The 26,734-nt window shown below is 58.0% G+C and carries 23 protein-coding genes; 1 reads left to right on the top strand and 22 read right to left on the bottom strand.

Annotated elements, in window-relative coordinates; translation table 11 throughout:
- Window position 1: 1 nt before the first annotated feature.
- The 5 genes from ispG to ndk all read right to left on the bottom strand — a co-directional run bounded on the left by ispG (window position 2) and on the right by ndk (window position 4,819).
- A complete protein-coding gene (ispG, locus tag RV1423_RS14175) occupies window positions 2-1,270 on the bottom strand; it encodes a flavodoxin-dependent (E)-4-hydroxy-3-methylbut-2-enyl-diphosphate synthase (protein WP_034297694.1) in 1,269 nt (422 codons plus the stop codon).
- An 18-nt stretch (window positions 1,271-1,288) separates the two neighbouring features.
- Window positions 1,289-2,347: a RodZ domain-containing protein gene (locus RV1423_RS14170; protein WP_034297691.1), complete on the bottom strand. Its 1,059-nt coding sequence runs from the start codon at window positions 2,345-2,347 to the stop codon at window positions 1,289-1,291.
- Window positions 2,340-3,149, bottom strand: coding sequence for a type IV pilus biogenesis/stability protein PilW (gene pilW / locus RV1423_RS14165; protein WP_034297689.1), 810 nt, complete (start codon window positions 3,147-3,149; stop codon window positions 2,340-2,342). The genes RV1423_RS14170 and pilW overlap by 8 nt, the downstream gene beginning before the upstream one ends.
- The gene (gene rlmN, locus RV1423_RS14160) at window positions 3,146-4,327 is read right to left on the bottom strand and encodes a 23S rRNA (adenine(2503)-C(2))-methyltransferase RlmN (protein ID WP_034297686.1); all 1,182 of its coding nucleotides are present in this window, start codon (window positions 4,325-4,327) and stop codon (window positions 3,146-3,148) included. The genes pilW and rlmN overlap by 4 nt, the downstream gene beginning before the upstream one ends.
- 66 nt (window positions 4,328-4,393) lie before the next feature.
- Window positions 4,394-4,819, bottom strand: coding sequence for a nucleoside-diphosphate kinase (gene ndk, locus RV1423_RS14155; RefSeq protein ID WP_034297683.1), 426 nt, complete (start codon window positions 4,817-4,819; stop codon window positions 4,394-4,396).
- A gap of 227 nt (window positions 4,820-5,046) precedes the next feature.
- Here ndk and RV1423_RS14150 point away from each other — a divergent pair, with 227 nt between their 5' ends.
- Window positions 5,047-5,739, top strand: a complete 693-nt coding sequence (locus RV1423_RS14150) for a Bax inhibitor-1/YccA family protein (protein ID WP_034297681.1) — start codon at window positions 5,047-5,049, stop codon at window positions 5,737-5,739.
- 66 nt (window positions 5,740-5,805) lie between these two features.
- On the opposite strand, the gene rlmD is transcribed toward RV1423_RS14150, so the two are convergent.
- From rlmD to sdhD, 17 genes are all read right to left on the bottom strand, one after another.
- The gene (gene rlmD, locus RV1423_RS14145; RefSeq protein ID WP_034297678.1) at window positions 5,806-7,164 is read right to left on the bottom strand and encodes a 23S rRNA (uracil(1939)-C(5))-methyltransferase RlmD; all 1,359 of its coding nucleotides are present in this window, start codon (window positions 7,162-7,164) and stop codon (window positions 5,806-5,808) included.
- Between the two features lie 92 nt (window positions 7,165-7,256).
- Window positions 7,257-8,276: an RNA polymerase sigma factor RpoS gene (rpoS, locus tag RV1423_RS14140; RefSeq protein ID WP_034297675.1), complete on the bottom strand. Its 1,020-nt coding sequence runs from the start codon at window positions 8,274-8,276 to the stop codon at window positions 7,257-7,259.
- A gap of 3 nt (window positions 8,277-8,279) precedes the next feature.
- The gene (locus tag RV1423_RS14135) at window positions 8,280-9,278 is read right to left on the bottom strand and encodes a peptidoglycan DD-metalloendopeptidase family protein (protein WP_034297673.1); all 999 of its coding nucleotides are present in this window, start codon (window positions 9,276-9,278) and stop codon (window positions 8,280-8,282) included.
- 125 nt (window positions 9,279-9,403) lie between these two features.
- Window positions 9,404-10,321, bottom strand: coding sequence for a protein-L-isoaspartate(D-aspartate) O-methyltransferase (locus RV1423_RS14130; RefSeq protein ID WP_034297671.1), 918 nt, complete (start codon window positions 10,319-10,321; stop codon window positions 9,404-9,406).
- Entirely contained in the window at window positions 10,318-11,055 is a 738-nt protein-coding gene (gene surE / locus RV1423_RS14125) for a 5'/3'-nucleotidase SurE (RefSeq protein ID WP_034297668.1), read from the bottom strand. Before surE ends, RV1423_RS14130 begins: the two co-directional genes overlap by 4 nt.
- Before the next feature lie 180 nt (window positions 11,056-11,235).
- The gene (locus RV1423_RS14120) at window positions 11,236-13,260 is read right to left on the bottom strand and encodes an ATP-dependent DNA helicase (RefSeq protein ID WP_034297666.1); all 2,025 of its coding nucleotides are present in this window, start codon (window positions 13,258-13,260) and stop codon (window positions 11,236-11,238) included.
- Window positions 13,261-13,404: 144 nt separating this feature from the next.
- Complete coding sequence (locus RV1423_RS14115) at window positions 13,405-13,611, bottom strand: YdcH family protein (RefSeq protein WP_081768826.1); 207 nt, start codon at window positions 13,609-13,611, stop codon at window positions 13,405-13,407.
- 132 nt (window positions 13,612-13,743) lie between these two features.
- Window positions 13,744-14,538, bottom strand: coding sequence for a hypothetical protein (locus RV1423_RS14110; RefSeq protein ID WP_034297788.1), 795 nt, complete (start codon window positions 14,536-14,538; stop codon window positions 13,744-13,746).
- A gap of 17 nt (window positions 14,539-14,555) precedes the next feature.
- Window positions 14,556-15,653 carry a cell division protein ZapE gene (gene zapE, locus RV1423_RS14105; RefSeq protein WP_034297662.1) on the bottom strand — a complete coding sequence of 366 codons (1,098 nt, stop codon included), beginning with the start codon at window positions 15,651-15,653 and terminating at the stop codon, window positions 14,556-14,558.
- 178 nt (window positions 15,654-15,831) lie between these two features.
- The gene (gene lpdA, locus RV1423_RS14100) at window positions 15,832-17,259 is read right to left on the bottom strand and encodes a dihydrolipoyl dehydrogenase (RefSeq protein WP_034297659.1); all 1,428 of its coding nucleotides are present in this window, start codon (window positions 17,257-17,259) and stop codon (window positions 15,832-15,834) included.
- A gap of 216 nt (window positions 17,260-17,475) precedes the next feature.
- Complete coding sequence (odhB, locus tag RV1423_RS14095) at window positions 17,476-18,723, bottom strand: 2-oxoglutarate dehydrogenase complex dihydrolipoyllysine-residue succinyltransferase (RefSeq protein WP_034297656.1); 1,248 nt, start codon at window positions 18,721-18,723, stop codon at window positions 17,476-17,478.
- Between the two features lie 75 nt (window positions 18,724-18,798).
- On the bottom strand, window positions 18,799-21,663 hold the full coding sequence (locus tag RV1423_RS14090; protein WP_034297654.1) for a 2-oxoglutarate dehydrogenase E1 component: 2,865 nt from the start codon (window positions 21,661-21,663) through the stop codon (window positions 18,799-18,801).
- A gap of 322 nt (window positions 21,664-21,985) precedes the next feature.
- Complete coding sequence (gltA, locus tag RV1423_RS14085; protein ID WP_034297651.1) at window positions 21,986-23,290, bottom strand: citrate synthase; 1,305 nt, start codon at window positions 23,288-23,290, stop codon at window positions 21,986-21,988.
- A 177-nt stretch (window positions 23,291-23,467) separates the two neighbouring features.
- Window positions 23,468-23,737 (bottom strand): succinate dehydrogenase assembly factor 2, encoded by a 270-nt coding sequence (locus RV1423_RS14080; protein WP_034297648.1) that lies wholly within the window; start codon window positions 23,735-23,737, stop codon window positions 23,468-23,470.
- 126 nt (window positions 23,738-23,863) lie between these two features.
- Window positions 23,864-24,574, bottom strand: a complete 711-nt coding sequence (locus tag RV1423_RS14075; protein WP_034297645.1) for a succinate dehydrogenase iron-sulfur subunit — start codon at window positions 24,572-24,574, stop codon at window positions 23,864-23,866.
- 11 nt (window positions 24,575-24,585) lie between these two features.
- Window positions 24,586-26,364 (bottom strand): succinate dehydrogenase flavoprotein subunit, encoded by a 1,779-nt coding sequence (gene sdhA, locus RV1423_RS14070; RefSeq protein ID WP_034297642.1) that lies wholly within the window; start codon window positions 26,362-26,364, stop codon window positions 24,586-24,588.
- Between the two features lie 2 nt (window positions 26,365-26,366).
- Window positions 26,367-26,732 carry a succinate dehydrogenase, hydrophobic membrane anchor protein gene (gene sdhD / locus RV1423_RS14065; protein ID WP_034297630.1) on the bottom strand — a complete coding sequence of 122 codons (366 nt, stop codon included), beginning with the start codon at window positions 26,730-26,732 and terminating at the stop codon, window positions 26,367-26,369.
- Between the last annotated feature and the right edge of the window lie 2 nt (window positions 26,733-26,734).

Raw genomic sequence — 26,734 nt, 5'->3', positions numbered from 1 at the left:
TTCAGGCCGCGGTTTGCTTGCTGTAATGCGTTTGCACGTAGTCCAGCACTATGGTTTGGAATTCTTCGGCGATGCGGTCGCCGCGCAATGTCATACGCTTTTCGCCATCGATAAACACCGGCGCGGCGGGCGATTCGCCGGTGCCCGGCAAGCTGATGCCGATGTTCGCATGCTTGGATTCGCCCGGACCGTTGACAATGCAACCCATGACGGCGACGTTCATGCTTTCGACGCCGGGATACACGCCCTTCCATACCGGCATCTGCTCGCGCAGATAGGTCTGGATCTTGTCCGCCAGATCCTGGAACACGGTCGAGGTCGTACGGCCGCACCCCGGACAGGCGATCACCATCGGCGTGAATTTGCGCAAGCCCATGGTCTGCAGGATCTCCTGGCCGACGATGACTTCGCGGGTACGGTCGCCGCCCGGTTCCGGCGTCAGCGAAATGCGGATGGTGTCGCCGATGCCTTCCTGCAGCAACACCGACAGGGCCGCCGTCGACGCAACGATACCCTTGCTGCCCATGCCTGCTTCGGTCAGACCGAGATGCAACGGATAATCGCAGCGGCGTGCCAATTCGCGATAAACGGCGATCAGGTCCTGCACGCCGGAGACCTTGCAGGACAGGATGATCTTGTTGCCGTCCAGCCCCAGCTCTTCGGCGCGCTGCGCGTTCTCGATAGCGGACGTCACCAGCGCTTCGTACATCACGGCTTGCGCCGGCCACGGCTCCTTGCGTACAGCATTTTCATCCATGATGCGCGCCAGCAAAGCCTGGTCGAGACTACCCCAGTTGACACCGATGCGCACCGGCTTGTCATAGCGGCAGGCCGCTTCGATCATCTGTGCAAATTGAGTATCGCGCTTGGCGCCCTTGCCCACATTGCCGGGGTTGATGCGATATTTCGACAACGCCCTGGCGCAGTCGGGATAATCGTTGAGCAGCGTATGGCCGTTGTAATGGAAATCGCCCACCAGCGGCACATCCACACCCATGCGATCCAGTTGCTCTCGGATGGCCAGCACTGCCGCCGCAGCTTCCGGCGTATTGACGGTGATGCGCACCACTTCGGACCCCGCCCGCGCCAGATCCTTGATCTGGATTGCAGTGCCGATGGCGTCGGCGGTATCCGTATTGGTCATCGATTGCACCATGACCGGGGCGCCGCCGCCGACCGCAACTTCGCGATCGCCATATCGGATGACGGCGCGGCGGCTTTGACGACGGCCCAATGGACCAGATGCAATCGGAGAAGGCGAAGAAGACATACGCGCTTTATTTCAGGTTCATTTCAGACTCAAACGAGCCACATTGCTATTGGCGCTGGTTTCCAGATCCAATCTGGCGCCGCGCAAGCTGGCATCAACGCCGGCAGCATTGCCGACCACCAACGTAACCGGTTCGGTGATATCGAAGGCTTCCGTGGTACCGGCCTTGAGCAGGCGCGAAATCATGGTCGACTTGTCGCCGCGCCGAATTTCCACCCACGAGTCCTCGCGGAACGTCAGGCGCAATAAATCCTTGCTGTTGCTGATGCTCAGATTGCCTGTCACAGGAGAGGCAGGATTCACCGGCGCCACTGCGACTTTGGGTTGCGCCGGGTCGGTCGATGGCGCGGCCTTCGCGGAAACCGCCGGTTCCGGCTGGGAAGGCGGCGAAACCGCGTTCGCCACATGATCGGAAACGCTCGTGATCGCCGAGCTGGCCGCATCCACCATCGCTGACTCGGCCTTCTCCAGCTTGCTCTTGTCGGAACCGTCCTGCACTTCAGGCGGCAAATCCTGCTGAATATCGGCTTGCGCCTGAGCCGGCGGCTCTTCCGACGCCGCTGCCGGCTTGACAGCATGTTTCAGCCAGGCCAGTTGAGGCACATCGTTAAGCAGATCGGTACGGTACAGGACCGCTGCCGCACCGACCAATACCACTATAAGAATAATGCCGACTGCCAGGCCAAACGACATTTTGCTGCGATTGCCCAATGGCAGGGGCGACTCCGAAAACGGCGTCGACAGCGTGCGTTGAGGTGCGATAGGCGCATTCTGCACAGGCGCTTCTTGCGGCAACGCCGCCACCAGGACATTGGAATCCATGCCCAGCAGCTTGGCGTACGCACGTACAAACCCCCGGACAATGACCGGGCCAGGCAGCGCGGCATAATTGTCCGCCTCAAGGGCAAGCACTTGCCGCGTTGCAAATTTCAACTGACTGGCGGCATGCTCCACAGACCACCCCCTGGCCTGACGTTGTGCAGCCAATAGCGCGCCGGGTAATGCTGCCGGCCTTACCTCTTCTGTCCCCGATGCAAAGCCCGAGACTGGCGCTTCATTTCCCTGCTGATCACTCATCAAATGCTCCACGTTGATAAGCCGCGTATTCTGACGAAGACGGATAGCGACGACGCAACTGCGCCGCCAGTTCATTTTCGGCTGATTGATTGCCTAGTTTACGTTCAATCTTGATGGCAAGCCATAGCGTATCCACATCCAAGACGCCATTGTTTACCGCCAGACCGATGTGAAAGCGCGCCCGCTCGAATTCACGACGGTCAAAATAAAGCCTGGTCAAATTGACATTAGTCGTCAGACTGGCCGGGTCAAACTGAAAAGCACGTGAAAAATAACGTTCCGCAGCCTGCACATCCCGCAGCTTCAAACTACACGCACCAGCATTGGCCAATGCCTTACCCGGAGATTGGTAGGCTCGATTGCCGACAGCCGCCTCGAAATATGGAATCGCCTCGGCGGCACGGTTGTCGTTGCACAAAAACCAACCGTAGTTATTTGCAAAATCAGGATTGCCCGGCGCCAGATTCAGCGCCCGGAGGAAATTGCTTTCGGCCGCCTGCACCTGCCCCATCTCCATATAGGCCAACGCGCGCATGCTGTACGCCTCGGCAAAATCGGGAACAGCCTGCAAGGCAAGACCGGCCTCCTCCACCGTCACCGCAAACTGGCGCTGTTCGTAGTAACCGATCGCCAGTTGCAAACGAATGTCGGCACGCTTTTGCGCATCAGCCGGAATCACGGTGCGGGGAACAACATCGCCGACAAGCTCTGGCTTGTCGGATTTAGCAGAAACACATCCGGTCAGCAGCAAAGCAGGCGCCAGCATCAAGGCAACTACACCGTTCTGCCAGCTTTTCTTCACTCGGAGATCTCCACGATGCGGCCGAAATCCTTGCCGAATTTTTGCTGGTATTCGGTCATCTTTTGCATGCGCTCCTGCACACGCGTGCGATCTTTGACTTCGCCCGCCAATTGGCCGCAGGCGGCATCAATGTCGTCGCCGCGCGTCTTGCGGATGGTCGTGACGATGCCGGCATCCATCAGGATCTGGGCAAACGCCTTGATGCGCGGATTGTGCGAACGCTTCAACCCAGACTCGGGGAAAGGATTGAACGGAATCAGATTGAATTTGCATGGCACCGCGGCCTTGCCGTCGCCGCCACCCTGCACCAGCGCCACCAGTTCGCGCGCATGCGCGTCGCTATCGTTGACGCCGTCCAGCATGCAATATTCGAAAGTCACAAAATCGCGTGGTGCGAATTCAAGGTAGCGTTTGCACGCCGCCATCAATTCGTACAGCGGATATTTCCTATTCAAGGGAATCAGACCGTCACGCAGCGCATCGTTGGACGCGTGCAGCGACACTGCCAGCGCCACCGGACACTCTTGCGACAGCCTGTCGATCATCGGCACCACGCCGCTGGTCGACAGCGTCACGCGGCGGCGCGACAGACCATACGCGTTATCGTCGAGCATCAGTTTCAAAGCGGTAACGGTAGGCTCGAAATTCAGCAAAGGCTCGCCCATGCCCATCATCACCACGTTGGTGATCTGGCGCTCGCCTTTGGGGCCCGGCTCCACGCCCTTGGTCTTGCGCAACTCGAACTCGGCCATCCACAACTGACCGATGATCTCACCGACGCTCAGGTTGCGGTTGAAGCCTTGCTTGCCGGTCGAGCAGAAACGGCAATTGACGGCGCAGCCGGCCTGGGTGGAAATGCACAAGGTGCCGCGCGTCTCTTCGGGAATGAACACGGTTTCAACGGCATTGCCGTTGCCGACATCCACCAGCCATTTACGGGTGCCGTCGGTGGAAGTGTGATCGCTGATGATGGCCGGCGCCGTCACATGGGCGCGCGTGGCCAGTTTTTCGCGCAGCGATTTGGCGAGATCGGTCATCTCGGCAAAGTCGGCAACGCCATACTGGTGAATCCAGCGCTGCAATTGTTTTGCGCGAAACGGCTTCTCACCCAACTCGCCGCAATAGGCGACGAGTTGTGCGGGATCCAGATCCAGCAGATTGGTGAGAGCTGTTGTCATAACATGTACCGCTATGGTTAACCTTGATGCATGGACTGCCAAACTTCAAGGCAACTTTGCTGCAAATTAACGCGAATAGATATTCAGCGCCGGGAAGAAGTAAGCGATTTCAACTTTCGCTGTTTCTGCCGCGTCGGAACCGTGTACGGCATTGGCGTCGATGGAATCGGCGAAATCGGCGCGGATTGTGCCCTTTTCTGCCTTCTTCGGATCGGTGGCGCCCATCAGGTCGCGGTGCTTCAGGATCGCGTTTTCGCCTTCGAGGGCTTGCACGATCACCGGACCGGAGACCATGAAGTCGACCAGATCCTTGAAGAATGGACGTTCGCGGTGGACCGCGTAGAAACCTTCTGCTTCGGCACGCGACAAATGAATCATGCGCGCAGCGATGATTTTCAGGCCGGCGTTTTCGAAACGGGTATAAATCTGACCGATCACGTTTTTCGCAACTGCGTCCGGTTTGATAATCGACAGGGTGCGTTCAATTGCCATGTGTAAAAACTCCAATAAAAAGAAAGGGTTAAAGCTGTTAATTAACAATTCAATCAACCTTTGATTCTACCACGAAAAGGCCGTTTATCAGCCTATATTCGCTGTAAAACATGACACTCTGACAAATTTGACGGACAACGATCCGAAGAACTTCATTGATACGCCACTGTCTCATGCAAGGAGCGTCGTGCTATGCTCTGTTCGCATTTAACGCTACTGGAGGAACAATGAACCAATATCCGCAAGACGCATTTGAAACTGTCAGCACCAGCGCCGTCGCCCGCAATCGCGTGCTGCGCAACACATACTGGCTGCTTGCATTGTCCATGATTCCAACCGTACTGGGCGCATGGCTGGGCGTACAAATGCATTTCAGCATGTTCGCCGGCAGCCCGATGATCGGTTTCGTCGTGTTCATGGCGGTGGCGTTCGGCTTCTTCTATGCTATCGAAAAGACCAAGAATTCCGGCCTGGGCGTCGCCGTCCTGCTCGGCTTCACGTTCTTCATGGGTCTGATGCTGTCGCGCCTGATCGAATACACGCTCGGCTTTTCCAACGGCGGCCAACTGATCATGACGGCATTTGGCGGTACCGCGTTGATTTTCGGCGTCATGGCAACTGTTGCTACCGTGTCCAAACGCGACTTCTCGGGCATGAGCAAATGGCTGTTTGCCGGGTTGCTGGTAATCATTGTCGCCTCGTTGGCCAATATTTTCCTGCAATTGCCGGCACTGCAACTGACCATTTCCGTCGTCGCAATCGCCATTTTTTCAACTTACATCTTGTTTGATGTACAACAAGTAATTAACGGCGGCGAAACCAATTACATTTCGGCGACGCTGGCGATCTACCTGGATGTCTACAACGTGTTCGTCAATCTGCTGTCGATACTGGGTATTTTTGGCGGCAACCGCGACTAAAACCCTGCTTGCAAAAAAAAAACGAAAAGCCGACCTCCGGGTCGGCTTTTTATTGAGCAAGGCGTTTCAGTCCGGCAAATCGAATACCGCGATCGATTCCACATGCGCCGTATGGGGGAACATATTAACGACTCCTGCCAGCTTCAGGCGATAACCGCCGGCACTTACCAGCTCTCCGGCATCGCGCGCCAATGTCGCCGGATTGCATGACACGTAGACGATGCGTTTAGGCTTCAGATAGGCATGACTTCCGCCAAGCCCGGCGATCGCCTTGCAGACCTCCAAAGCGCCTTCGCGCGGCGGATCGATCAGCATGCGGTCAAATTTGCCGAGCGCAATAAAGTCTTCGACGGTCGCCTCGAACAGGTTGCGGCAATGGAAAGCGGTTTTCTCCGCCACCTGATTGATCTTGGCGTTCTCGGCAGCGCGCTCTGTCAATGCCGTGCTGCCCTCAATGCCGACCACTTCCTTTGCCAGCGTCGCGATCGGCAAAGTGAAATTGCCCAGCCCGCAAAATAGATCGGCCACGCGGTCATGCGGCTGCACATCGAGCAGACGCAGCGCCCTTGCCACCAACACACGATTGATCTGATGATTGACCTGAGTGAAATCGGTCGGTTTGAACGGCATACGGATACCGAACTCCGGCAAGGTGTAATGCAGGGTCGACTGCGGCGGATAGTAAGGATAGGCCGTGTCCGGGCCTTTGGGTTGCAGCCACCATTCGACCTTATGTTGGTCGGCGAAAGCTTTCAGTTTGACCTCATCCTCGGCGCTCGGCGGAGCCATCACGCGCAAGACCATCACTGTCGTTTTCTCGCCGCCATCGCCCTCGCCGATTGCCAATTCGATCTGCGGCAACCGGTCGATGATCGACAGCGAGCCGATCAACTGGCGCAGCGGTACCAGCATCGCCGATACGTTCGGCGGCAGGATTACGCAGGTTTTCATGTCGCTGACGAAAGGTGATTTCTTTTCATGGAAACCGACCAGCACCGTGCCCTTCTTGACGACATTCTTAACCGAAATCCGTGCGCGATAGCGATAGCCCCAAGTCGGCCCGTAAATCGGGCGCAACATGGTTTCCGCTTTGAGCTTACCGAGATGCCAGAGATTGTCTTCGAGCACGCGCTGCTTCATGGCTACCTGCGCTGAAGACTCCAGATGCTGCATGGCGCAGCCGCCGCAAACCCCGAAATATTCGCACTGCGGCTTGACGCGCAAGGATGACTCCCGATACAACTGCGTCATGGTGGCGGCTTCCCATTTGGGCTTCTTGCGGAAAGACTGGAAGCTCACCCGCTCGCCCGGCAAGGCGCCTTCGACGAAAATCACTTTGCCTTGGGTGCCGTCCTCGTTCGCCAGATGACCGACGCCGCGCCCGTCCATGTCGAGGGCCTTGATATCGATGATATTTTGCTGCATAGAAACAAATAGATGCGACCGCCGTGGCAGCCGGAAAAATCAAAACCGCTATTGTCCGCGATACCGGGACCGGAGGGAAGTTAAACCGCCGCCTAAAACAACGCGTCCTTGCTCACACCGCGCGCGATCAGGCTGCGTTTGAGCTTGATCAGGGCTTCTTGCTGGACCTGGCGTACACGTTCGCGGGTGATCCCCATCTCGGTCGCCAGTTGCTCCAGAGTGGAGGGGTCGTCGTTGTCGAGGCCGAAACGCCTGGTGATGACGATTCTTTGCTTGTCCGGCAAGTTCTTGAGCCAATCCCGGATCAGCAGCGACATTTCATGGCATTCGGCCTGGGCGTCGGGATTTTCATCGAGCGAGCCCGGCAACAGGTCAATCATGCTGGCCTGAGGATCGTTGTCGAGCGGCGTATCGAGCGATGCGGCATGCTCGGACAAGGTCAGCACGTCCTGTACGTCTTCGACCGGCCGGTCAACCAGATGGGCAATGTCTTCCGCCGTGGCTTCGCGGCCGTTATGCTGTTGCGCCTCCAAGTGATATTTAGCGCGCAGGATCTGGTTGAGCTCGCGCACCATGTGTACAGGCAAGCGCACGGTGCGCGCCTGGTTCATGATGGCGCGCTCTATGCTTTGGCGTATCCACCAGGTCGCATACGTAGAAAAACGGAAGCCGCGCTCGGGTTCGAACTTGTCGATGGCGCGCATGAGGCCCAGGTTGCCTTCCTCGATCAGGTCGAGCAAGGCAACGCCGCGATTGATGTAATGCTTGGCGATCGACACCACCAGACGCAGGTTATGCTCGATCATTTTTTGGCGGGAAATGAAATCGCCCTGCTTGGCCAGCGTAGCGAAATACAGCTCTTCCGACGCAGTCAACAACGGCCGCGTGCCGATCTGGTTGAGGTAATGCTGGGTGGTGTCGGTGGAAAGTTCGGCGGCGAGCACCTTCTTCAATTCTTCGACGCCCTCAACGGCAACAACGACTTCTTCATCGCGATCGACCGACTCTCCCTCCTCAATCACTTCCAGGTCATCATCGGCATCCAATGGCTCGACCGGGTCGTCCGATCGGGATTCTTCGTCTGGCAGGTGATTGCGAGGGCTTGGACTCATACGCTAACGTGGTGGCAGGTATTTCGACGGATCAACAGGTTTGCCCTGCTGGCGAATCTCGAAGTGCAGCTTGACGCTGTCGCTATCGGAATTCCCCATCTCGGCAATCTTCTGTCCCTTGGTAACAGCTTGCCCTTCCTTCACCAATATCGTCTTGTTGTGCGCATAGGCCGACAAGAGATTGTTCGTATGCTTAACGATCACCAGATTGCCGTAGCCGCGAATGCCACTGCCGGCATACATGACCTTGCCGGCGCCCGCCGCCAGCACCGGCTGCCCGCTCTTACCGGCGATGTCGACGCCCTTCTTGCCGCCATCGAAAGTACCGACCACTTTGCCTTCCGCCGGCCACATCCACGATACCGCTTCGTCATCGGCTGCCGGCGCTGCTGCTGCAGGCTTATCGGCAGGATGCGCCGATTCGACCTTGACCGGCGCTTGCACGCCGTTGGCCGCCGGTGCAGCAATAGCGGCAGGCGCGCTGGAGGGCGCCGCATCTGGCTTCTCCAGTTCCGCCAATGTACTGTCCGAATACGCGCGCTTGTCGCCGCGCGGACCGGTCTTGTTGCCGCCGCTGGCACCTGAACTTGCCGCTACGCCATTAGCTGCCGGCGCCGAGCCCAACGGTTTCACTTCAATACCCGAAGTCGTCGTCGTCGCCACGGCGCCAGTCTGCACGCCATCAGGCGGCACCACACGCAACACCTGGTCGACCTTGATATCGTTCGCATTGGTCAGGTTGTTCCAAGCCACGATATCGCGGTAATTTTGTCCCGACTCCAGGGCAATACGGTACAGTGTGTCGCCCTTCTTCACCGTGTAGTAACCTTTGCCATCCGGACGCGCCGGCGGCACAACTGCTGCTGTCTTGGCGGCGTCTGCTGCAGGCTTGGCCGCGCTGGTTGTACGCTCGACCACAGGAGCAGCAGTGCGCGGCGTAGTAGAACATCCTGCAAGCAGACTCACGGCAATCCCCAACCACACCAGACGATTTTTTTTCATGCTCATTACATTAATTATGTACAACGATAACGTTGACCCGCGCCCTGCACGAGAAGTTCATCGGGACAAGCAAGGCTGAAAGACCAGCCTGCTGCCATATTCTGAGTTGCTTATTTTATTTCTTGTTACACCGTGCCCGGACGCAAAGGCACAAAATGACATTCTTCCAAGGTTTCGCTGGTCCATTCGAACTTGCCGATACGCTCAATGAGCTGCAACATTTGCTGACGCCCTCCGACCGGCGCCACCAGGCGCCCGCCGATCGCCATCTGTTCCAGCAGAGCCTGGGGCACTTCCAGTCCTGCGGCCGCCAAGATGATGCCGTCGAACGGCGCGACCTGCGGCAGGCCTAGCATACCATCTCCGTAATGCAAGCGGATGTTGGCAATACGCAGTGGCCGCAAATTGGTCTTGGCCAGTTCATGCAAAGGCTTGATGCGCTCGATCGAATACACTTCCTTGGCCACCAGCGACAGCACGGCCGCCTGATAGCCGCAACCGGTGCCGATTTCCAGCACCCGCTCCAAGACCTTGCCCTTGTTGTTGTCGCGCATGATCTCTATCATGCGCGCCACGATATAAGGCTGGGAAATGGTCTGGTGATGTCCGATCGGCAACGAGGCGTCGATATAAGCCTGGCTGGCCAGCGCCGGCTCCATGAACATATGGCGCGGCACCGCTTCCATCGCCGCCAGCACTTTGGGATCGCTGACGCCCTGCTTGGCCACCCGCACCGCCATGGCTTTGCGGACCGCTTCGGAAACCAGCGGCGCCGCCCTAGTCGAAGCAGCCGCCGGCATCGGCAACGTTGCCCGCGACGCAGACTTCCCGACAGGCTGAACAAACTGCGCTGCCTGCGCCTTGGCGGCTTGCCGGCCTGAATCCTGCGCTGCGTTCCGCGTGGCCGTCTGCGGCGTCACCACCTTGCGCACGGGTGCGGAAGACTGCTCGGGCGAACGGCTGGGAACGTGCGACGCCGCTGTGCCTTTCTTCTCCACGACAGAAGACAAAGGCAAGGGAAAGCGGCTCGACTTACCGGTCATGCGAGCGCCTTCTTGAGGTTGGCCAATTGCCCCGTGTGTGTCAAATCGATCTGCAACGGCGTGATCGATACATGTCCTTGCGCCGTCGCATGAAAATCGGTGCCCTCGCCGGCATCCTTGACGCCGCCCGCCGGCCCGATCCAGTAAATATCCTTGCCATGCGGGTCACGCATCTTGTAGACCGGTTCCGACATATGACGCTTGCCCAGGCGCGTGGCAACGCCAGGCTTCAATTCTCCATACGGCAAGTTGGGAATATTGACGTTGAGCAGATAAGGCTGGTCGAGCGCATCGAAGTGGCGCTCGACGACTTCGCGAGCGATGCGCGCTGCACTGTCGAGATGTTCCCAGCCCTTATGCAATTGCGAAAACGCGATAGCGGGAATGCCGAACAGAAAACCTTCCGTCGCTGCGGCCACCGTACCGGAATACAGCGTGTCGTCGCCCATATTCTGGCCCTGGTTGATACCGGAGACGATCAGATCCGGACGCTCCGGCAGCAAACCAGTCAGGGCGACGTGCACGCAATCGGATGGCGTGCCGTTGAGATAGTAAAAACCGTTGCCGGCGCGTTCAACCCATAGCGGCCGATCCAGCGTCAGTGAATTGGAACTGCCCGAACGGTTGCTATCGGGCGCAACCACCGTGATCTCGGCGATGACGGACAAGGCGTCGGCCAGCGCAATGATGCCTGGAGCAAGGTAGCCGTCGTCGTTGCTGATAAGAATTTTCATCCCGTCATTTTACCCGAAGCGACTTGCCGGATTCGGAGAGAAATGCAGCTACGCAATCCAAAATTTGCGGCATTTCCGAAACGTTGCAACGAAGCTGCGCCAGGCAATGCTCTCAGCCTGTTTCGCTGACGGCATCCTGACGGATTGCTCCGCAACGCCCTTCACATCGACGAGCAAGAGTCAGCTCTCGCTGGAAGCCGCCGCCAGCTCGGCGCGCCGGGCAAAGAAATCTTCGACCATGCCAATCTCCCGTGTGCGCTTGAACGGTGGCAGGCTTTGCCAGATCCGGCGTCCATATCCTTTCGAGATCAGCCGGGGATCGCAGATCATCAGCACGCCGCGGTCGCTCTCGTCGCGAATCAGGCGGCCGGCGCCCTGCTTCAGGTTGATGATCGCCGCAGGCAACTGGTGATGCATGAAACCATTCAGGCCCTTTTTCTCCAGCTCGGCAATCCGCGCCGCCAGCACCGGATCGTCCGGCGGCGAAAACGGCAGCTTGTCGATGATCACCAAGGAAAGCGCGTCGCCGCGCACGTCGACGCCCTCCCAGAAACTCTGACTACCGATCAGCACGCCATTGCCGGCCGCGCGGAAGCGGTCCAGCAATTCGGTGCGCCCTGCCTCGCCCTGCACCATCAGCGGGAACGGCAGGCCACGCTGCTCGAACTCTTCGCGCAAGCGCTCCGCCGCGCGGTTGACGGCGCGTATCGTTGTACACAGCAGGAAGGTACGACCGCCGGCGGCAACGATTGCCGGCAGCGCGGCGTCGATCACGGCATCGGTGTACTCATAGGAATTCGGCTGCGGCAGATTGTTCGGCACATACAGCAAGCCTTGCTGCTCATAATTGAACGGGCTCGGCCACGATTGCGCCGGCTCGTCCCACAAACCCATCTGCGAAGTGTAATGATGAAAGTCGTTTTTCACCGCCAGCGTCGCCGAAGTAAAAATCCATGCGCGCGGCACGCCTTCCCGCTGCTTGTTGAAAATCGGCGCGATGGATAACGGCGTGCGATGCAGTTGCAGAGAAGACGTGAATGCCTCCACCCACAACACATAGGTCTGCCCTTCTTCGTCGGAAGCCTTGTCCTGCGCGCCGTTCCAGTTCGCCAACTGGTGCGCCAATTCGATCGCGCGCGTGCGGCACTGCTCGATGGTTTCGGCGCGCTCGGCTTGCTTTTCCAGTACAGCGATCATGTCGTCCATATTGTTGCGCAGCGTTTCCAACGATGGGAAAAACACGCTCGACGGCGCGATCTGGTTGACCGCCAAACGCACGATGTCTTCTGGAAAAGCCAGGCGCAGATCGCGCGCGGCGCGCTCGACCGGCGCCACCACCTTGGCCCAGTCGGCACCGTCGCGCGCATGAGAAAGTCCTTCGGCCAGCACGTCGCGACACAGTTCCAGCACCTGCGACGTCGACACGGTGTCGCCAAAGAACATCGTCGCCGTCTCCGGCAACTGATGTGCTTCGTCGAAGATCACAGTATTGGCGGTCGGCAGCAACTCGGCGACGCCGGTGTCCTTGAGCGCAACGTCGGCAAAGAACAAATGATGATTGACCACCACCACGTCGGCTTGCTGCGCTTCCTTGCGCGCCTTCATGACGAAGCAGTCCTGGTAATACTGACACTCGGCGCCGAAGCAAGTGTCGCGCGTCGAGGTCACGAGATTCCAGATCGGCGCAGTTTCCGGCACTTTGGACAACTCGGCCTTGTCGCCCGACGATGTGGTTTTCATAAAGCGTGAAATTTCGCGCAGGTAGCCGACGTCGTCGCGCGACGTCATACGGCCGTTCTGCAGCGTGCGCTCAAGATGGAAATGGCAGACGTAGTTGGAACGCCCCTTCAGCAACGCCACCGACACGGGTGCGCTCAAGGCCTTGCGCACGGTAGGAATGTCGCGCAGAAAAAGCTGGTCCTGCAAGTTCTTGGTGCCGGTGGAGACGATCACCTTGCCGCCCCATAGCAGCGCCGGAACCAGATATGCGAAAGTCTTGCCGGTGCCGGTGCCGGCTTCGGCGATCAGGGTGCGCTGGCCGGCAATCGCATCGGCGATGGCCTTGGCCATTTCTGTCTGGGAATGGCGCGGACGATAGCTGCCGACCTGCCCGCCAAGCGGGCCTCCGGCGCCGAAAAGCTGCTCAACCTCGGCATCATGGATACCATGTGGAACGGGCGCTGCGGTATCTTCGATGGAACTCACTGACTCATGCCTGTAAAGAGGTTAAAACCGAAACAAAAATCGCCATGCGCCTACGTGCCCTGCCATTGGCGCCGACCGTTCAGGCAAGCGCCGTCCTCGGGATAGCTGTTTGAACGAAATGGACGACTGGTCGCGCCTGGCGCGTCAGGCGGGGATATCGGGGATAAGTTGCATTTTAAGCAACATGATATGATCTTTCAATTGCAGCTTGCGCTTCTTCAAACGACGCAATTGTAATTCCTCATGACGCACCTCGCGCGACAGCAAGTCGATCACGGCGTCCAGATCGCGATGCTCCACTTCCAGTTCGATAATACGGCGTTGTATATCTTCGCGGTGCGTCATTGTCATATGGCTTCTATTACAAAACGGCGAGCGGCTGCAAAACTGAAGACTGCAAAAGCCGCTGCCAAGGAAAGAAACAGTGTAATCCACCTGCCGCGGGTGAACAATCATTGTCGACCAAGCCCCGGGGCCGAGTTCCTACTTCGGCTGGGCGGTTTCCGGCGTCGCGGGAGTCTGGCCGGCAGCGGCAGGCGCCTGTTGTTGCTTGGCGGCACGTTCGCGCGCCTTTTCAGCTTTCTTCTCTTCCACGTCCTTGCGGTGCGCTTCGGCTTCTTTCACCTTTTCCTTGTAGGCACGCTCGTTGGCACTGCGTTGCGGCGCCTTGGCTGCCTCTTCCGCCTCGGTCTTGCGAAGCTGAGCTTCGTGCGACTTCACGCGCAAATCGGCCTGACCTTCGGTCTGGCGCTCACGATCCTTGACCTGCTGCTCCTTGACGGTGCTTTCCCGTATCTTTCTGACCGCGGCGGCATCCCTTTCCTGTTGTTCCTTGGCGCGCCGCGCAACATCCTGCTCATCCTTCGCGCGCTGTTCCGCCAGAGCCTTGTCGCGATCATCGGCCTTGGCCTGGCGCTTGTAGGCATTGGCTTCGACTTCAACATCCCGCACCTGCTTGACGGCGACGCGATTACGCTCCTTGGCGTCTTCCAGGCAGGACGACACGAAGAATTTTTTGTAGCAGCCGCGTTGCTCGTCAATGTACTGATCCTCGATGATCGTGCGCTCCTTGTCGGCCTCGGCCAGTACTTCATCGGCATAATCGACCGAATGAATCGAGCCGGAAGGATAACGTTCGTTGAATGGCGGCTTGTCCGGCGAGCCGTAGCGCGCCGGTTCCGCGATCGCTACCGCCGGCAGCAGCAAGGCCAGCCCTGCCGCAGCAAACACCAGCGCGGCAACGGATTGGCGACGTATTCTTTCAAAAAATAATTGCATGTAACCCTTATCCATAATCAAGCAAGCTTATCGGCGGCAAGACGTCGTTCGGAATCCATATACTCGCGCGATTGCATTTCAATGATACGTGAAACCGTGCGGTGGAATTCATTTGCCAACGTGCCTTCGGTATAAAGCTCCTCCGGCTCGACTTCCGCCGACATGATCAGCTTGACCTTGTGGTCGTAGAACACGTCGATCAACCAGGTAAAACGGCGCGCCTCCGAAGACATCGCTGCCGACATGCGCGGAATGCCCGACAAGATGACGGTCTGGAACCGGCTGGCGATCTCCAGATAATCGTTCTGCGAGCGCGGCCCGCCGCACAAGGTCGCGAAATCAAACCAGATCGCGCTGCCTGCGCGACGCAAGGCGCGAATCTCGCGTGCTTCGATATGCACGTGCGGATCTTCATCGGCGGTTTCGGCAACGCTGGCAAACGCATCGCGCAGCGCGCTGTCGGTCTTGGCATTGAGCGGAGTATGATAAATCTTGACCTGCTCCAGCGCGCGCTTGCGGTAATCGACACCGGCGTCGATGTTCATCACGTCAAGTCTATCGTTAAGCAATTGTATGGTCGGCAACATGCGGTCACGGTGCAGACCGTCCGGATACAGCGTGTCAGGCTTGTAGTTCGAGGTCATCACGAACGACACGCCATTGTCGAACAATCCTTTGAGCAGGTTGTACAGGATCATGGCGTCGGCGATGTCCGATACGTGGAATTCGTCGAAACAGATCAGACGATATTTCTTGGCAATGCGGCGCGCGACTTCGTCCAGCGGATTGGCGATGCCCTTGAGTCCGTCAAGCTGGCGATGCACGTCGCGCATGAATTCGTGAAAATGCAGGCGCGTCTTGCGCACCACCGGCACCACCGAATAGAAGCTATCCATCAGAAAGGACTTTCCGCGTCCCACCCCGCCCCACATATACACGCCGCGCGGCACATCTGGGCGATTGATCATGCGTTTGAAGGTGCTGGAGCGTTGCGACTTGAACGCTATCCACTCTTCATAAGCACGCTGCAGGCGATCGATCGCGCGTTGCTGCGCCTCGTCGGATTTGAAGCCACGCTCGCTTAGCGCGTGATCGTAGAATTCGCGGACATCCATGACTGATCTTTATTTTAATTCGCCTCGTCCGGCATCCGGAGAAGCGGCAATCTTCTGCAGATAACGCACTTTTGGAGCGCTATCCGCAATGAACTTTTACAACTGAAAGAAAAATGGGCGAGCCAGGCTCGCCCATCGATAGTGATCGGAGTTTACCGGTAATGGCAAACTCGCTTCATCAGAAGTTCAACGCGCGTTTGTCGACGGCCAGCGCTGCTTCCTTGGTCGCTTCGGACAGCGACGGATGAGCGTGGCAGATACGTGCGATGTCTTCCGCGGAAGCCCGGAACTCCATTGCCACGACGGCTTCGGCAATCAACTCCGATGCCATTGGACCGACGATATGCACGCCGAGGATTTCGTCAGTCTTGGCGTCAGCCAGGAACTTGACCATGCCAGATGTATCGCCCAGCGCGCGTGCACGACCGTTGGCCAGGAACGGGAATGTACCGGCTTTGTAAGCAATGCCGTCCGCCTTCAATTGTTGCTCGGTCTTGCCGACCCATGCGATTTCCGGCGATGTGTAGATGACCCAGGGAATCGTGTTGAAGTTAACGTGACCGTGCTGGCCCGCGATACGCTCGGCAACGGCAACGCCTTCCTCTTCAGCCTTGTGCGCCAGCATCGGGCCGCGTACGACGTCGCCCACCGCCCACACGTTCGGCAAGTTGGTCTTGCAGTCGCCGTCGACGGCGATGAAACCGCGCTCGTCCAGCTTCAGGCCGATGCCTTCGGCATTCAGGCCCGTGGTGTTCGGGGTACGGCCGATCGAGATGATCAATTTGTCGAACACGGCCTTTTGCGCACCGCCCTTGTTGTCGGTATATTCGACCGAGACATCTTTCTTGCCCGCCTTGATGTCGCCGATCTTGACGCCCAGATTCACTGTCAGGCCTTGCTTGGCCAACAGTTTCTGCGCTTCCTTGGCGATTTGCTCATCGACTGCACCGAGGAAAGTCGGCAGCGCTTCCAGCACAGTGACTTCCGCTCCCAGACGACGCCAGACCGAACCCATTTCCAGGCCGATCACACCCGCACCAATCACACCCAGCTTCTTCGGTACTTCGGTAATGGCCAGTGCGCCGGTGTTCGACAGGATCAGCTCTTCGTCGAACGGTGCGCCCGGCAAGGCGCGCGCATTGGAGCCGGTGGCGACCACGACGTGCTTGGCGACGATCGATTCCTCGGCGGCCCCGGCGACCTTGATTTCGTAGCCGTTGGCATCGCCCTTGACGAAGCTGCCGCGACCGTGGAAGAAGGTAACCTTGTTCTTCTTGAACAGGTACAGGATGCCGTCGTTATTTTGCTTGACGACGGAATTCTTGCGACCCAGCATTTGCGCCAGGTTCAGGCCCAGGCCTTTGACTTCGATGCCGTGTTCAGCAAAGGCGTGGCCGGCGTGCTCATAATGCTCCGACGACTGCAGCAGCGCCTTGGAAGGAATGCAGCCGACGTTGGTACAAGTACCACCCGGTGCGGGGCCGCCCTTTTCGTTTTTCCATTCGTCGATGCATGCGGTGTTGAAACCCAGTTGTGCTGCGCGGATTGCAGCGATGTAACCACCAGGGCCGCCGCCGATGACGACCACGTCAAAATTTTTACTCATGTTTTATTCCTAATTCGTTGTGCGCGAACCATTAGACCCGCGGAGACAAAAAAAGCGCTGAACACCGAAGTTCAGCGCCTAGCCGGCTCTGTGGCCGTTGAGCAAGCGTAGCGAGCAACTCAAGGTCGGTGCGAGAAACGCAGCCGTACGGTTGTACGGCGAGCATCACAGCGCCGAGATTGAGTTGCGCAGTAGCTTGATCAACGGCCATTCGTATTACAGGTCCAGGAGGAGGCGGGCCGGATCTTCCAACGCTTCCTTGATAGCCACCAAACTCAGGACGGCTTCGCGGCCGTCGATGATGCGATGGTCATAGGACATCGCGAAGTAGTTCATCGGACGAATCACGATCTGGCCGTTTTCCACCACGGCGCGATCCTTGGTGGCGTGAATGCCCAGAATCGCGGATTGCGGCGGGTTGATGATAGGCGTCGACAGCATCGAACCGAAGGTGCCGCCGTTGGACACGGTAAAGGTGCCGCCGGTCAGTTCTTCGATGGACAGCTTGCCATCTTTGGCTTTCTGACCGAATTCGCCGATCTTCTTTTCGATGTCGGCGATCGACATCTGGTCTGCATCGCGCAGGACCGGAACCACCAGGCCGCGCGGGGAACCGACGGCGACGCCGATGTCGAAATAGCCGTGGTAGACGATGTCATTGCCGTCAACCGAAGCGTTGACGATCGGGTACTTCTTCAGTGCATGAACCACTGCCTTGACGAAGAAAGACATGAAGCCCAGCTTGACGCCATGCTCTTTCTCGAACTTGTCCTTGTACTTGGCGCGCAGGTCCAACACAGGTTGCATGTTGACTTCGTTGAATGTCGTCAGGATGGCGTTGGTTGCTTGCGATTGCAGCAGACGTTCTGCAACGCGGGCACGCAGACGGCTCATCGGCACGCGTTCTTCCGGGCGGTTTTCCAGGCTTGGCTTGCCCGGAGCAGCGACTTGTTGCAGCGCAGGTTTTACAGCGGCGGCGGCAGGAGCGGCGGCCTTCGGCGTAGCCAGGGATGCCAGCACGTCGCCCTTGGTGACGCGACCGTCCTTGCCTGTACCCGACACTTGCGATGTCGACATGTTGTTGTCAGCCAGGATCTTGGCGGCGGCCGGCATGGCGACGTCGGATTTGTTGGCCAGTTCAGGCGCAGCAACCGGTGTCGGTTCGTTGGTGCTTTGCGGTGCAGGAGCAGCCTTGACTTCCAGCGGGCTCACTTGCGCCGAAGCGTCGGTATCCAGGATCGCGATGACTTCACCGGCGACCACTGTGGAACCGTCGGCCTTGATGATTTGGGTGATCACGCCGGCCTCAGGGGCTGGCAGTTCCAGCACGACCTTGTCGGTTTCGACATCGATCAGATTCTCGTCGCGCGCGACGGCTTCGCCCACTTTTTTATGCCATTGCAGCAGCGTCGCTTCTGCAACGGATTCTGATAATTGCGGGACTTTTACTTCGATTTGTGCCATGTAACTTCTCCGATTCGGGTTATTCAATAAACATCAGCGCGCATCGCCCTCGCAATGCGCGCCGTGCAAGTCTGCTTACTTGGTCAGGACAAAGCCCTTGAGCTTGGAAAACGCGGTGTCGATCAGCGCCTTTTGTTGCGCATAGTGCTTGTCGTAATAGCCGACCGCTGGCGATGCGCTGGCTGGACGACCTGCATAGGCAAGCTTTTGACCGTCAGTCAGATTTTCAAAAATGTTGTGCTGGATTTGCAGCCATGCGCCCTGGTTTTGCGGCTCGTCTTGCGTCCAGACCAATTCCTGGAAGTTCGGGAATTGCTTGAGCGCAGCGGCAAATGCCTTATGCGGGAACGGATACAGTTGTTCCAGACGAATGATCGCGGTGTCGGTTTGTCCGCGTTCCTTGCGGGCGTTGACCAGATCGTAGTAGACCTTGCCCGAGCAGGCGACGACGCGCTTGACCTTCTTGGCGTCGATCTTGTCGTCCTGTTCAGGAATGACGGTCTGGAACGAACCCTTGGCCAGTTCGGACAGCGGTGAACCCGCATCCTTGTTACGCAGCAGCGACTTCGGCGTCATGATGATCAGCGGCTTGCGGAACAGACGGATCATCTGACGACGCAACAGATGGAAAATCTGCGCAGCGGTAGTCGGCTGGACAACTTGCATGTTGTTGTCCGCGCACAGTTGGAGATAACGTTCCAGACGTGCCGACGAGTGCTCGGGACCTTGGCCTTCGTAGCCGTGCGGAAGCATCAGCACCAGACCGGAAGCACGGCCCCACTTCACTTCGCCGGAGCTGATGAACTGGTCGATAACCACTTGCGCACCGTTGGCGAAGTCGCCGAATTGCGCTTCCCAGATGGTCAGCGTGTTCGGTTCCGCAGTCGAGTAGCCATATTCGAAACCGAGCACCGCTTCTTCCGACAGGACTGAGTCGATGACGGTGAACGGCGATTGGTTCTCGGCGACGTTTTGCAGAGGGATGTAAGTGCCAGCATCCCAACGCTCGCGGTTTTGATCGTGCAAGACGGCATGACGGTGAACGAAAGTGCCGCGGCCCGCATCCTGGCCGGTCAGACGAACGGCATAGCCGGACGCTACCAGCGAAGCATATGCCAGATGTTCGCCCATGCCCCAGTCGAGGTTCAGATCGCCACGGCCCATGGCGGCGCGGTCGTTGATGACCTTTTCGACCAGCGCGTGCGCCTTGAAGCCGTCGGGAATCGTTGTGATACGTGTCGCCAGGCGCTTCAGTTCCGCCAGCGGCACCGCAGTATCGGCAGCGTCGGTCCACTTGCGGTTCAGGAACGGCAGCCAGTCGACGGCGTACTTGCTCTTGAAGTTGGTGATGACCGGATCGACCGTATGCTTGCCGGCATCCATCGCATCGCGATAGGCCTTGACCATGGCATCGCCGCCATCAGCCGGGATGGTGCCCTGGGCAGCCAGCTTCTCGGCGTACAGCTTGCGTGTGCCAGGATGTTGCGCGATCTTCTTGTACATCAGCGGCTGAGTCAGTGCCGGCGTATCTTGCTCATTGTGGCCAAGTTTACGGAAGCAGATGATGTCAACAACGATGTCTTTCTTGAACAGCATACGGTAGTCGACAGCGATCTGGGTCGCGAACACGACGGCTTCAGGATCGTCGCCGTTGACGTGCAGCACAGGCGCTTCGATCATCTTGACCACGTCCGAGCAATACAGCGTCGAACGGGAGTCGCGTGGATCGGAAGTGGTGAAGCCGATCTGGTTATTGATCACGATGTGCACTGTGCCGCCGGTACCGTAACCGCGAGTCTGCGCCAGGTTCAGGGTTTCCATCACAACTCCCTGGCCTGCGAATGCCGCATCGCCGTGGACCAGGATAGGCAGCACTTGCGAACCATCCTTGTCGCCGCGGCGTTCCATGCGCGCCTTGACCGAACCTTCAACCACAGGGTTGACAATTTCCAGGTGGGACGGGTTGAACGCCAGCGACAGATGGACTGGGCCGCCCGGGGTGCTGATGTCAGAGGAGAAACCTTGGTGGTACTTGACGTCGCCCGCCGGCAGATCGTCGGCGTGATGGCCTTCGAACTCGGAAAACAGTTCTTGCGGGGTCTTGCCCAGGGTGTTGACCAGCACGTTCAGACGGCCGCGGTGGGCCATGCCGATGACGATTTCCTGGACGCCCTTTTCGCCGGCGCGCTGGATGGTTTCATCCAGGGAGGCGATGAAGCTCTCGCCGCCTTCCAGCGAGAAACGTTTTTGGCCGACGTATTTGGTATGGAGATAACGCTCCAGGCCTTCAGCCGCAGTCAGGCGGTCGAGGATGTGCTTTTTCTTTTCAGCGGTGAACTTCGGCAATGCGCGTGTCGGCTCGAGACGCTCCTGGATCCAGCGCACTTCGGCCGGGTCGCTGATGTAGGTGAATTCGGCGCCGATCGAACGGCAGTAGGTGTCGCGCAACGATTGCAGCAGATCACGCAGGGAGGCGGTTTCGCCGCCGAAATAGGTATTGCTGATATTGAACACGATGTCCATATCGGAATCGCTGAAGCCATAGAAGCTTGGCTCCAGTTCAGGAATGCTTGGACGCTCCTGGCGTTGCAGCGGATCGAGGTTGGCGTAACGTGAACCGAGATCGCGATAACCGGCGATCAATTGTGTGGCGGCGACGCGCTTGCGCCCCATTTCGGCATCGGCGGAAGCGACGACTGTGCGGATCGGACCTTGCTTGGCACGCTCTGCAAACGAAGCGATCACCGGTGCATGGGCAACGTCAGGACGATTGGACCCATCGGCTGCAGGCACGTGCTGCACCGCGTCGAAATAAGCACGCCAATTGTCTGGTACGGATCCGGGATTATTGAGGTACGCCTCGTACAGTTCTTCCAGGTACGGCGCATTTCCACCAAAAAGGTAGGAATTAAGATTGTATTGCTCGTAGAGCTGTGTCATTTCTTGCTCACCTTTCTTCGCGTTTCGCGAGATTAGCGGGTTAATCTAACCTTCCGCGACACGGCCTGACCGGTTAGCGGATTGCACATCAAGTTGTGGGGGAAGGACCATGTCTACCTGAACTTTTTTCGTTATCCAGTCAGCATAGCCCGAATTATATATCCTTCTTTCCAATAAAAAAGCGAATCCTCAAGATTCGCTTTTTTATTTGTTGCTATTTGTTGCCGTCGGCGAAAAGCAATGCCATGGCCGCCCGGCAACTTACACCGGCTTGATGACAGCTTGATGACCACGCCTCACGCACGGCCATCAACCATGTCGCTCAACCGCGCTTGTCGATGGCCGGAACGTCGCGCTTCGGGGAACCGACGAACAACTGGCGTGGACGACCGATCTTTTGTTCCGGATCGGAGATCATTTCGTTCCACTGGGCAATCCAGCCCACAGTGCGCGCCATCGCAAAAATGCAGGTGAACATCGATGTTGGGATGCCCAGCGCACGTTGCACGATGCCCGAGTAGAAATCGACGTTCGGGTACAGTTTGCGTGACACGAAGTAGTCGTCTTCCAGCGCGATTTTTTCCAGCTCCATGGCCAGCTTGAACAGCGGGTCGTCGTGCAAACCCAGTTCATTGAGCACTTCGTAGCAGGTTTCGCGCATGAGCTTGGCACGCGGATCGTAGTTCTTGTAGACGCGGTGACCGAAGCCCATCAGCTTGACGCCGGAGTTCTTGTCCTTGACCTGCTTGATGAACTCAGGAATCTTGTCGACCGAACCGATTTGCTCCAGCATGTTCAATGCGGCTTCATTGGCGCCACCGTGGGCAGGCCCCCACAGGCAAGCGATACCGGCAGCGATACAGGCGAACGGATTCGCGCCCGACGAACCGGCCAGGCGCACGGTCGATGTCGATGCATTTTGCTCATGGTCCGCATGCAGAATCAAAATACGATCCAGCGCGCGCACCAGCACTTCATTGACCTTGTACTCTTCGCATGGGTTGGCGAACATCATGCGCATGAAGTTGGCGCTGTACGACAGGTCGTTGCGAGGATACACGAACGGTTGGCCGATGTTGTACTTATACGCCATGGCGACAAGCGTCGGCAGCTTGGCGATCATGCGGATTGCCGAGACATCGCGATGCACGGGATTGCTGATGTCCAGCGAGTCATGGTAGAACGCCGACAACGCACCGACCGAACCGGTCAGGACAGCCATCGGGTGAGCGTCGCGACGAAAACCGCGGAAGAAGAAGTTCATTTGCTCATGCACCATAGTGTGCTGAGTCACGGTGCCGACAAATGCTTCTTTTTGCGTCGCTGTCGGCAGTTCGCCGTGCAGCAGCAGGTAACAGGTTTCCAGGAAGTCGCAGTTGACCGCCAATTGTTCGATCGGATAGCCGCGATACAGCAGCTCGCCCTTGTCGCCGTCAATATAGGTGATCGAGGAATTACATGCCGCTGTCGACATGAAACCCGGGTCATAGGTGAACTTGCCGGTAGCGCCGTACAATTTGCGGATGTCAATGACATCGGGACCGATAGTGCCCTTGTAGACGGGGAAATCCAGGGCGGGCGTACCGTCGGAGAACGACAGGGTCGCTTTGATATCTGAGGTGGGCATAGTTCTTCCTTCAGCTGTGATGATGAATCGTTAATCAAAAATCGCAAACCAACCGCTTAGAGCCTGTTGCAAAATGAACCTGGCGCCCTGCTCCCGCCTGCGCCAGCCATCCTCATTTTGCAACAGCCTCTAATGAAACACCGGCCGCTTTTTGAACCATTGGCACCCGATTTGTGTTCAGGCGCTACGTAACTTTTTCAGCAGTGCATGGACATGAGGCAAGTCCACTGCCGCCGCGGGCTCCTTGCGCACAAGGAGCAAATCCATCAGGTCATTGTCCGACAGATCCATCAGGCGTGAAAACGCGTCGACCTCGTCGTCGCTCATTGCCTCTTCATGCGCATCGAGATAACGCGTCAGGATGAGATCGTTTTCCAGCAATCCGCGACGGGCGCGCCAGCGCAAGCGTGCACGTTTGGCGGGATCGTCTTGATGGCTTTGGGACATGGATTCAATTCACTTCTAAATCACTACAGACTTCGTTCTTCCGGCGATGCCGGCAAACCGGCGCGGAAGGCAATGATGCTTAAAACACGGGCGAGAGTCTCCTCCCGCCCTTTTGACGCAAACTGCTTATACCGCGCGGCGGACCATCAGTTCCTTGATCTTACCGATGGCCTTGTTGGGGTTCAGCCCCTTCGGGCAGACATCGACGCAGTTCATGATGGAACGGCAACGGAACAGACGATACGGGTCTTCCAGATCGTCCAGACGCTGGCCGGTGGCTTCATCGCGGCTGTCGGCGATGAAACGGTATGCCTGCAACAGGCCGGCAGGACCGACGAACTTGTCCGGATTCCACCAGAACGACGGGCACGAAGTCGAGCAGCAGGCGCACAGGATGCACTCGTACACACCATCGAGTTCTTCACGCTGTTCAGGCGACTGCAAACGCTCTTTTTCAGGCGGGATGCTGTCGTTGATCAGGTAAGGCTTGATCGAATCGTACTGCTTGAAGAAGTTGGTCATGTCGACGATGAGGTCGCGAATCACCGGCAAACCTGGCAACGGTTTCAGAACGATAGGCTCGGTCAGCTCGTTCAGGTTGGTGGTGCATGCCAGGCCGTTCTTGCCGTTGATGTTCATCGCATCGGAACCGCACACGCCTTCGCGGCAGGAGCGACGCAACGCCAGCGAATCATCCACGTCGGCCTTGATGCGTTGAAGGGCGTCCAGCAGCATCTTGTCGGTCGGCTTCAACTCGACGGTCAGGTCTTGCATGTACGGCTTTTCGTCCTTGTCCGGATCGTAGCGATAAATTTTAAATTTCAGAGTACGTGTCATGTTCTGACCTTTTAGAAAGTACGTGGTTTAGGTTTAAACGTTTCGACGGTCAACGGTTGCATGTTGACTGGCTTGTAGTCGAGACGATTCCCCTCGGAGAACCACAGCGTGTGCTTCAGCCATTCGACGTCATCGCGCTTTTCATAGTCACGGTGAGCGTGGGCGCCGCGCGATTCCTTGCGGGCGGCAGCGGAAGTGATGGTCGCCTTGGCTGTTTCAATCAGGTTGTCCAGCTCCAGCGCTTCGACGCGTGCGGTGTTGAAGACCTTGGACTTGTCCTTGAACGACACGTGCTTGCGACGCTCGTCCAGTTCCATGATCTTCTTGTAGCCTTCCTGCAGCAGCTCATCGGTACGGAACACGCCGCAGTAGTGCTGCATGGTGGCGCGAATCGTGTTGGCGACGTCCTGAACGCGCTCGGAGCCGGTGCTGCTTTCCAGACGCGCCAAGCGTTCCAGCGCACGATCGGCGGCATCGGCAGGCAGGTCCTGATGACTGCGGTCTTGCAGCTTGCTATCGACGATGTGGTTGCCGGCCGCACGGCCGAACACCACCAGGTCGAGCAGCGAGTTGGTGCCCAGGCGGTTGGCGCCGTGCACCGACACGCAGGCGCATTCGCCGATGGCATACATGCCCTGCACCACGTCCTTGTACGAACCGTTCTTCGGCACGACAACCTGGCCGTGCACGTTGGTCGGAATACCGCCCATTTGGTAGTGAATGGTCGGCACGACAGGAATCGGCTCCTTGGTCGCATCGACGTTGGCGAACTTGTGCGCGATTTCCAGAATCGACGGCAGACGCTTTTGAATCGTCTCGGCGCCAATGTGGCGCAAGTCCAGCAGCACGTGATCCTTGTGCTGGCCGACGCCGCGGCCTTCCTTGATTTCCTGGTCCATTGAACGCGAAACGAAGTCGCGCGGCGCCAGATCCTTCAGCGTCGGCGCATAGCGCTCCATGAAACGTTCGCCGTTGCTGTTGATCAGAATGCCGCCTTCGCCGCGCACGCCTTCGGTGATCAGCACGCCCGCACCGGCCACGCCGGTCGGGTGGAACTGCCAGAACTCCATGTCTTGCAACGGCAAGCCGGCGCGCGCCGCCATGCCCATGCCGTCGCCGGTATTGATGAAGGCATTGGTCGATGCAGCCCAGATACGACCAGCACCGCCAGTGGCGAACAAGGTGGTCTTGGCTTGCAGGATCATCACTTCGCCGGTTTCCATTTCCAGCGCGACGACGCCAAGGACGGTGCCCTCCTGATCGCGGATGATGTCGATCGCCATCCACTCGACGAAGAAGTGGGTCTTGGCGCGCACGTTACGTTGATACAGTGTGTGCAGCAACGCGTGACCGGTACGGTCGGCCGCGGCACAGGCGCGTTGCACCGGCTTTTCGCCGAAGTTCGCCGTGTGGCCGCCGAACGGACGCTGATAAATTGTGCCGTCGGGATTGCGGTCGAAAGGCATGCCGAAGTGTTCCAGCTCGTAGACCGCCTTCGGTGCTTCACGGCACATGAATTCGATGGCGTCCTGGTCGCCCAGGTAGTCCGAACCCTTGACGGTGTCGAACATGTGCCAGTACCAATTGTCTTCCGACATGTTGCCCAGCGATGCGCCGATGCCGCCCTGCGCAGCAACCGTGTGCGAGCGTGTCGGGAAAACCTTGGACAGAACCGCAACGTTCAGACCGGCTTCAGCCAGTTGCAACGAAGCACGCATGCCGGATCCGCCGGCGCCGACGATAACCGCATCAAAGCGGCGTGTAGGGATTGTGGATTTGATAGCTGCCACGATTACATTCTCCACAAAATCTGCGCCGCCCATCCGGCACATACGATCAGCCACAGGATCGTGGCAACTTGCAAGACCAGGCGCACAGCGACAGGCTTGACGTAATCCATCCAAACATCACGCACGCCAATCCAGGCGTGATAGAACAAGGCCATGAAAGCAGCGAAGGTCGCCATCTTGAACCACTGATGCGAGAACATCGCAGCCCAGCCTTCGTACGAGAAGTTGCTGGAGGTCAGAAAGCAGACCAGCAGAATGACTGTGTACACGGCCATGACCACTGCCGTAGCGCGTTGAGCCAGCCAGTCGCGCATGCCGTAGTGAGCCCCCACGACGAGGCGCTTCGATCCGATATTATTGTTTGCCATTT

Source organism: Herbaspirillum sp. RV1423, assembly GCF_000577615.1.
In the GTDB taxonomy this organism is placed as follows: Bacteria; Pseudomonadota; Gammaproteobacteria; order Burkholderiales; family Burkholderiaceae_D; genus Herbaspirillum.
Note: the sequence above shows the minus strand (reverse complement) of the source record. Positions and strands in the feature narration are given on the sequence as shown.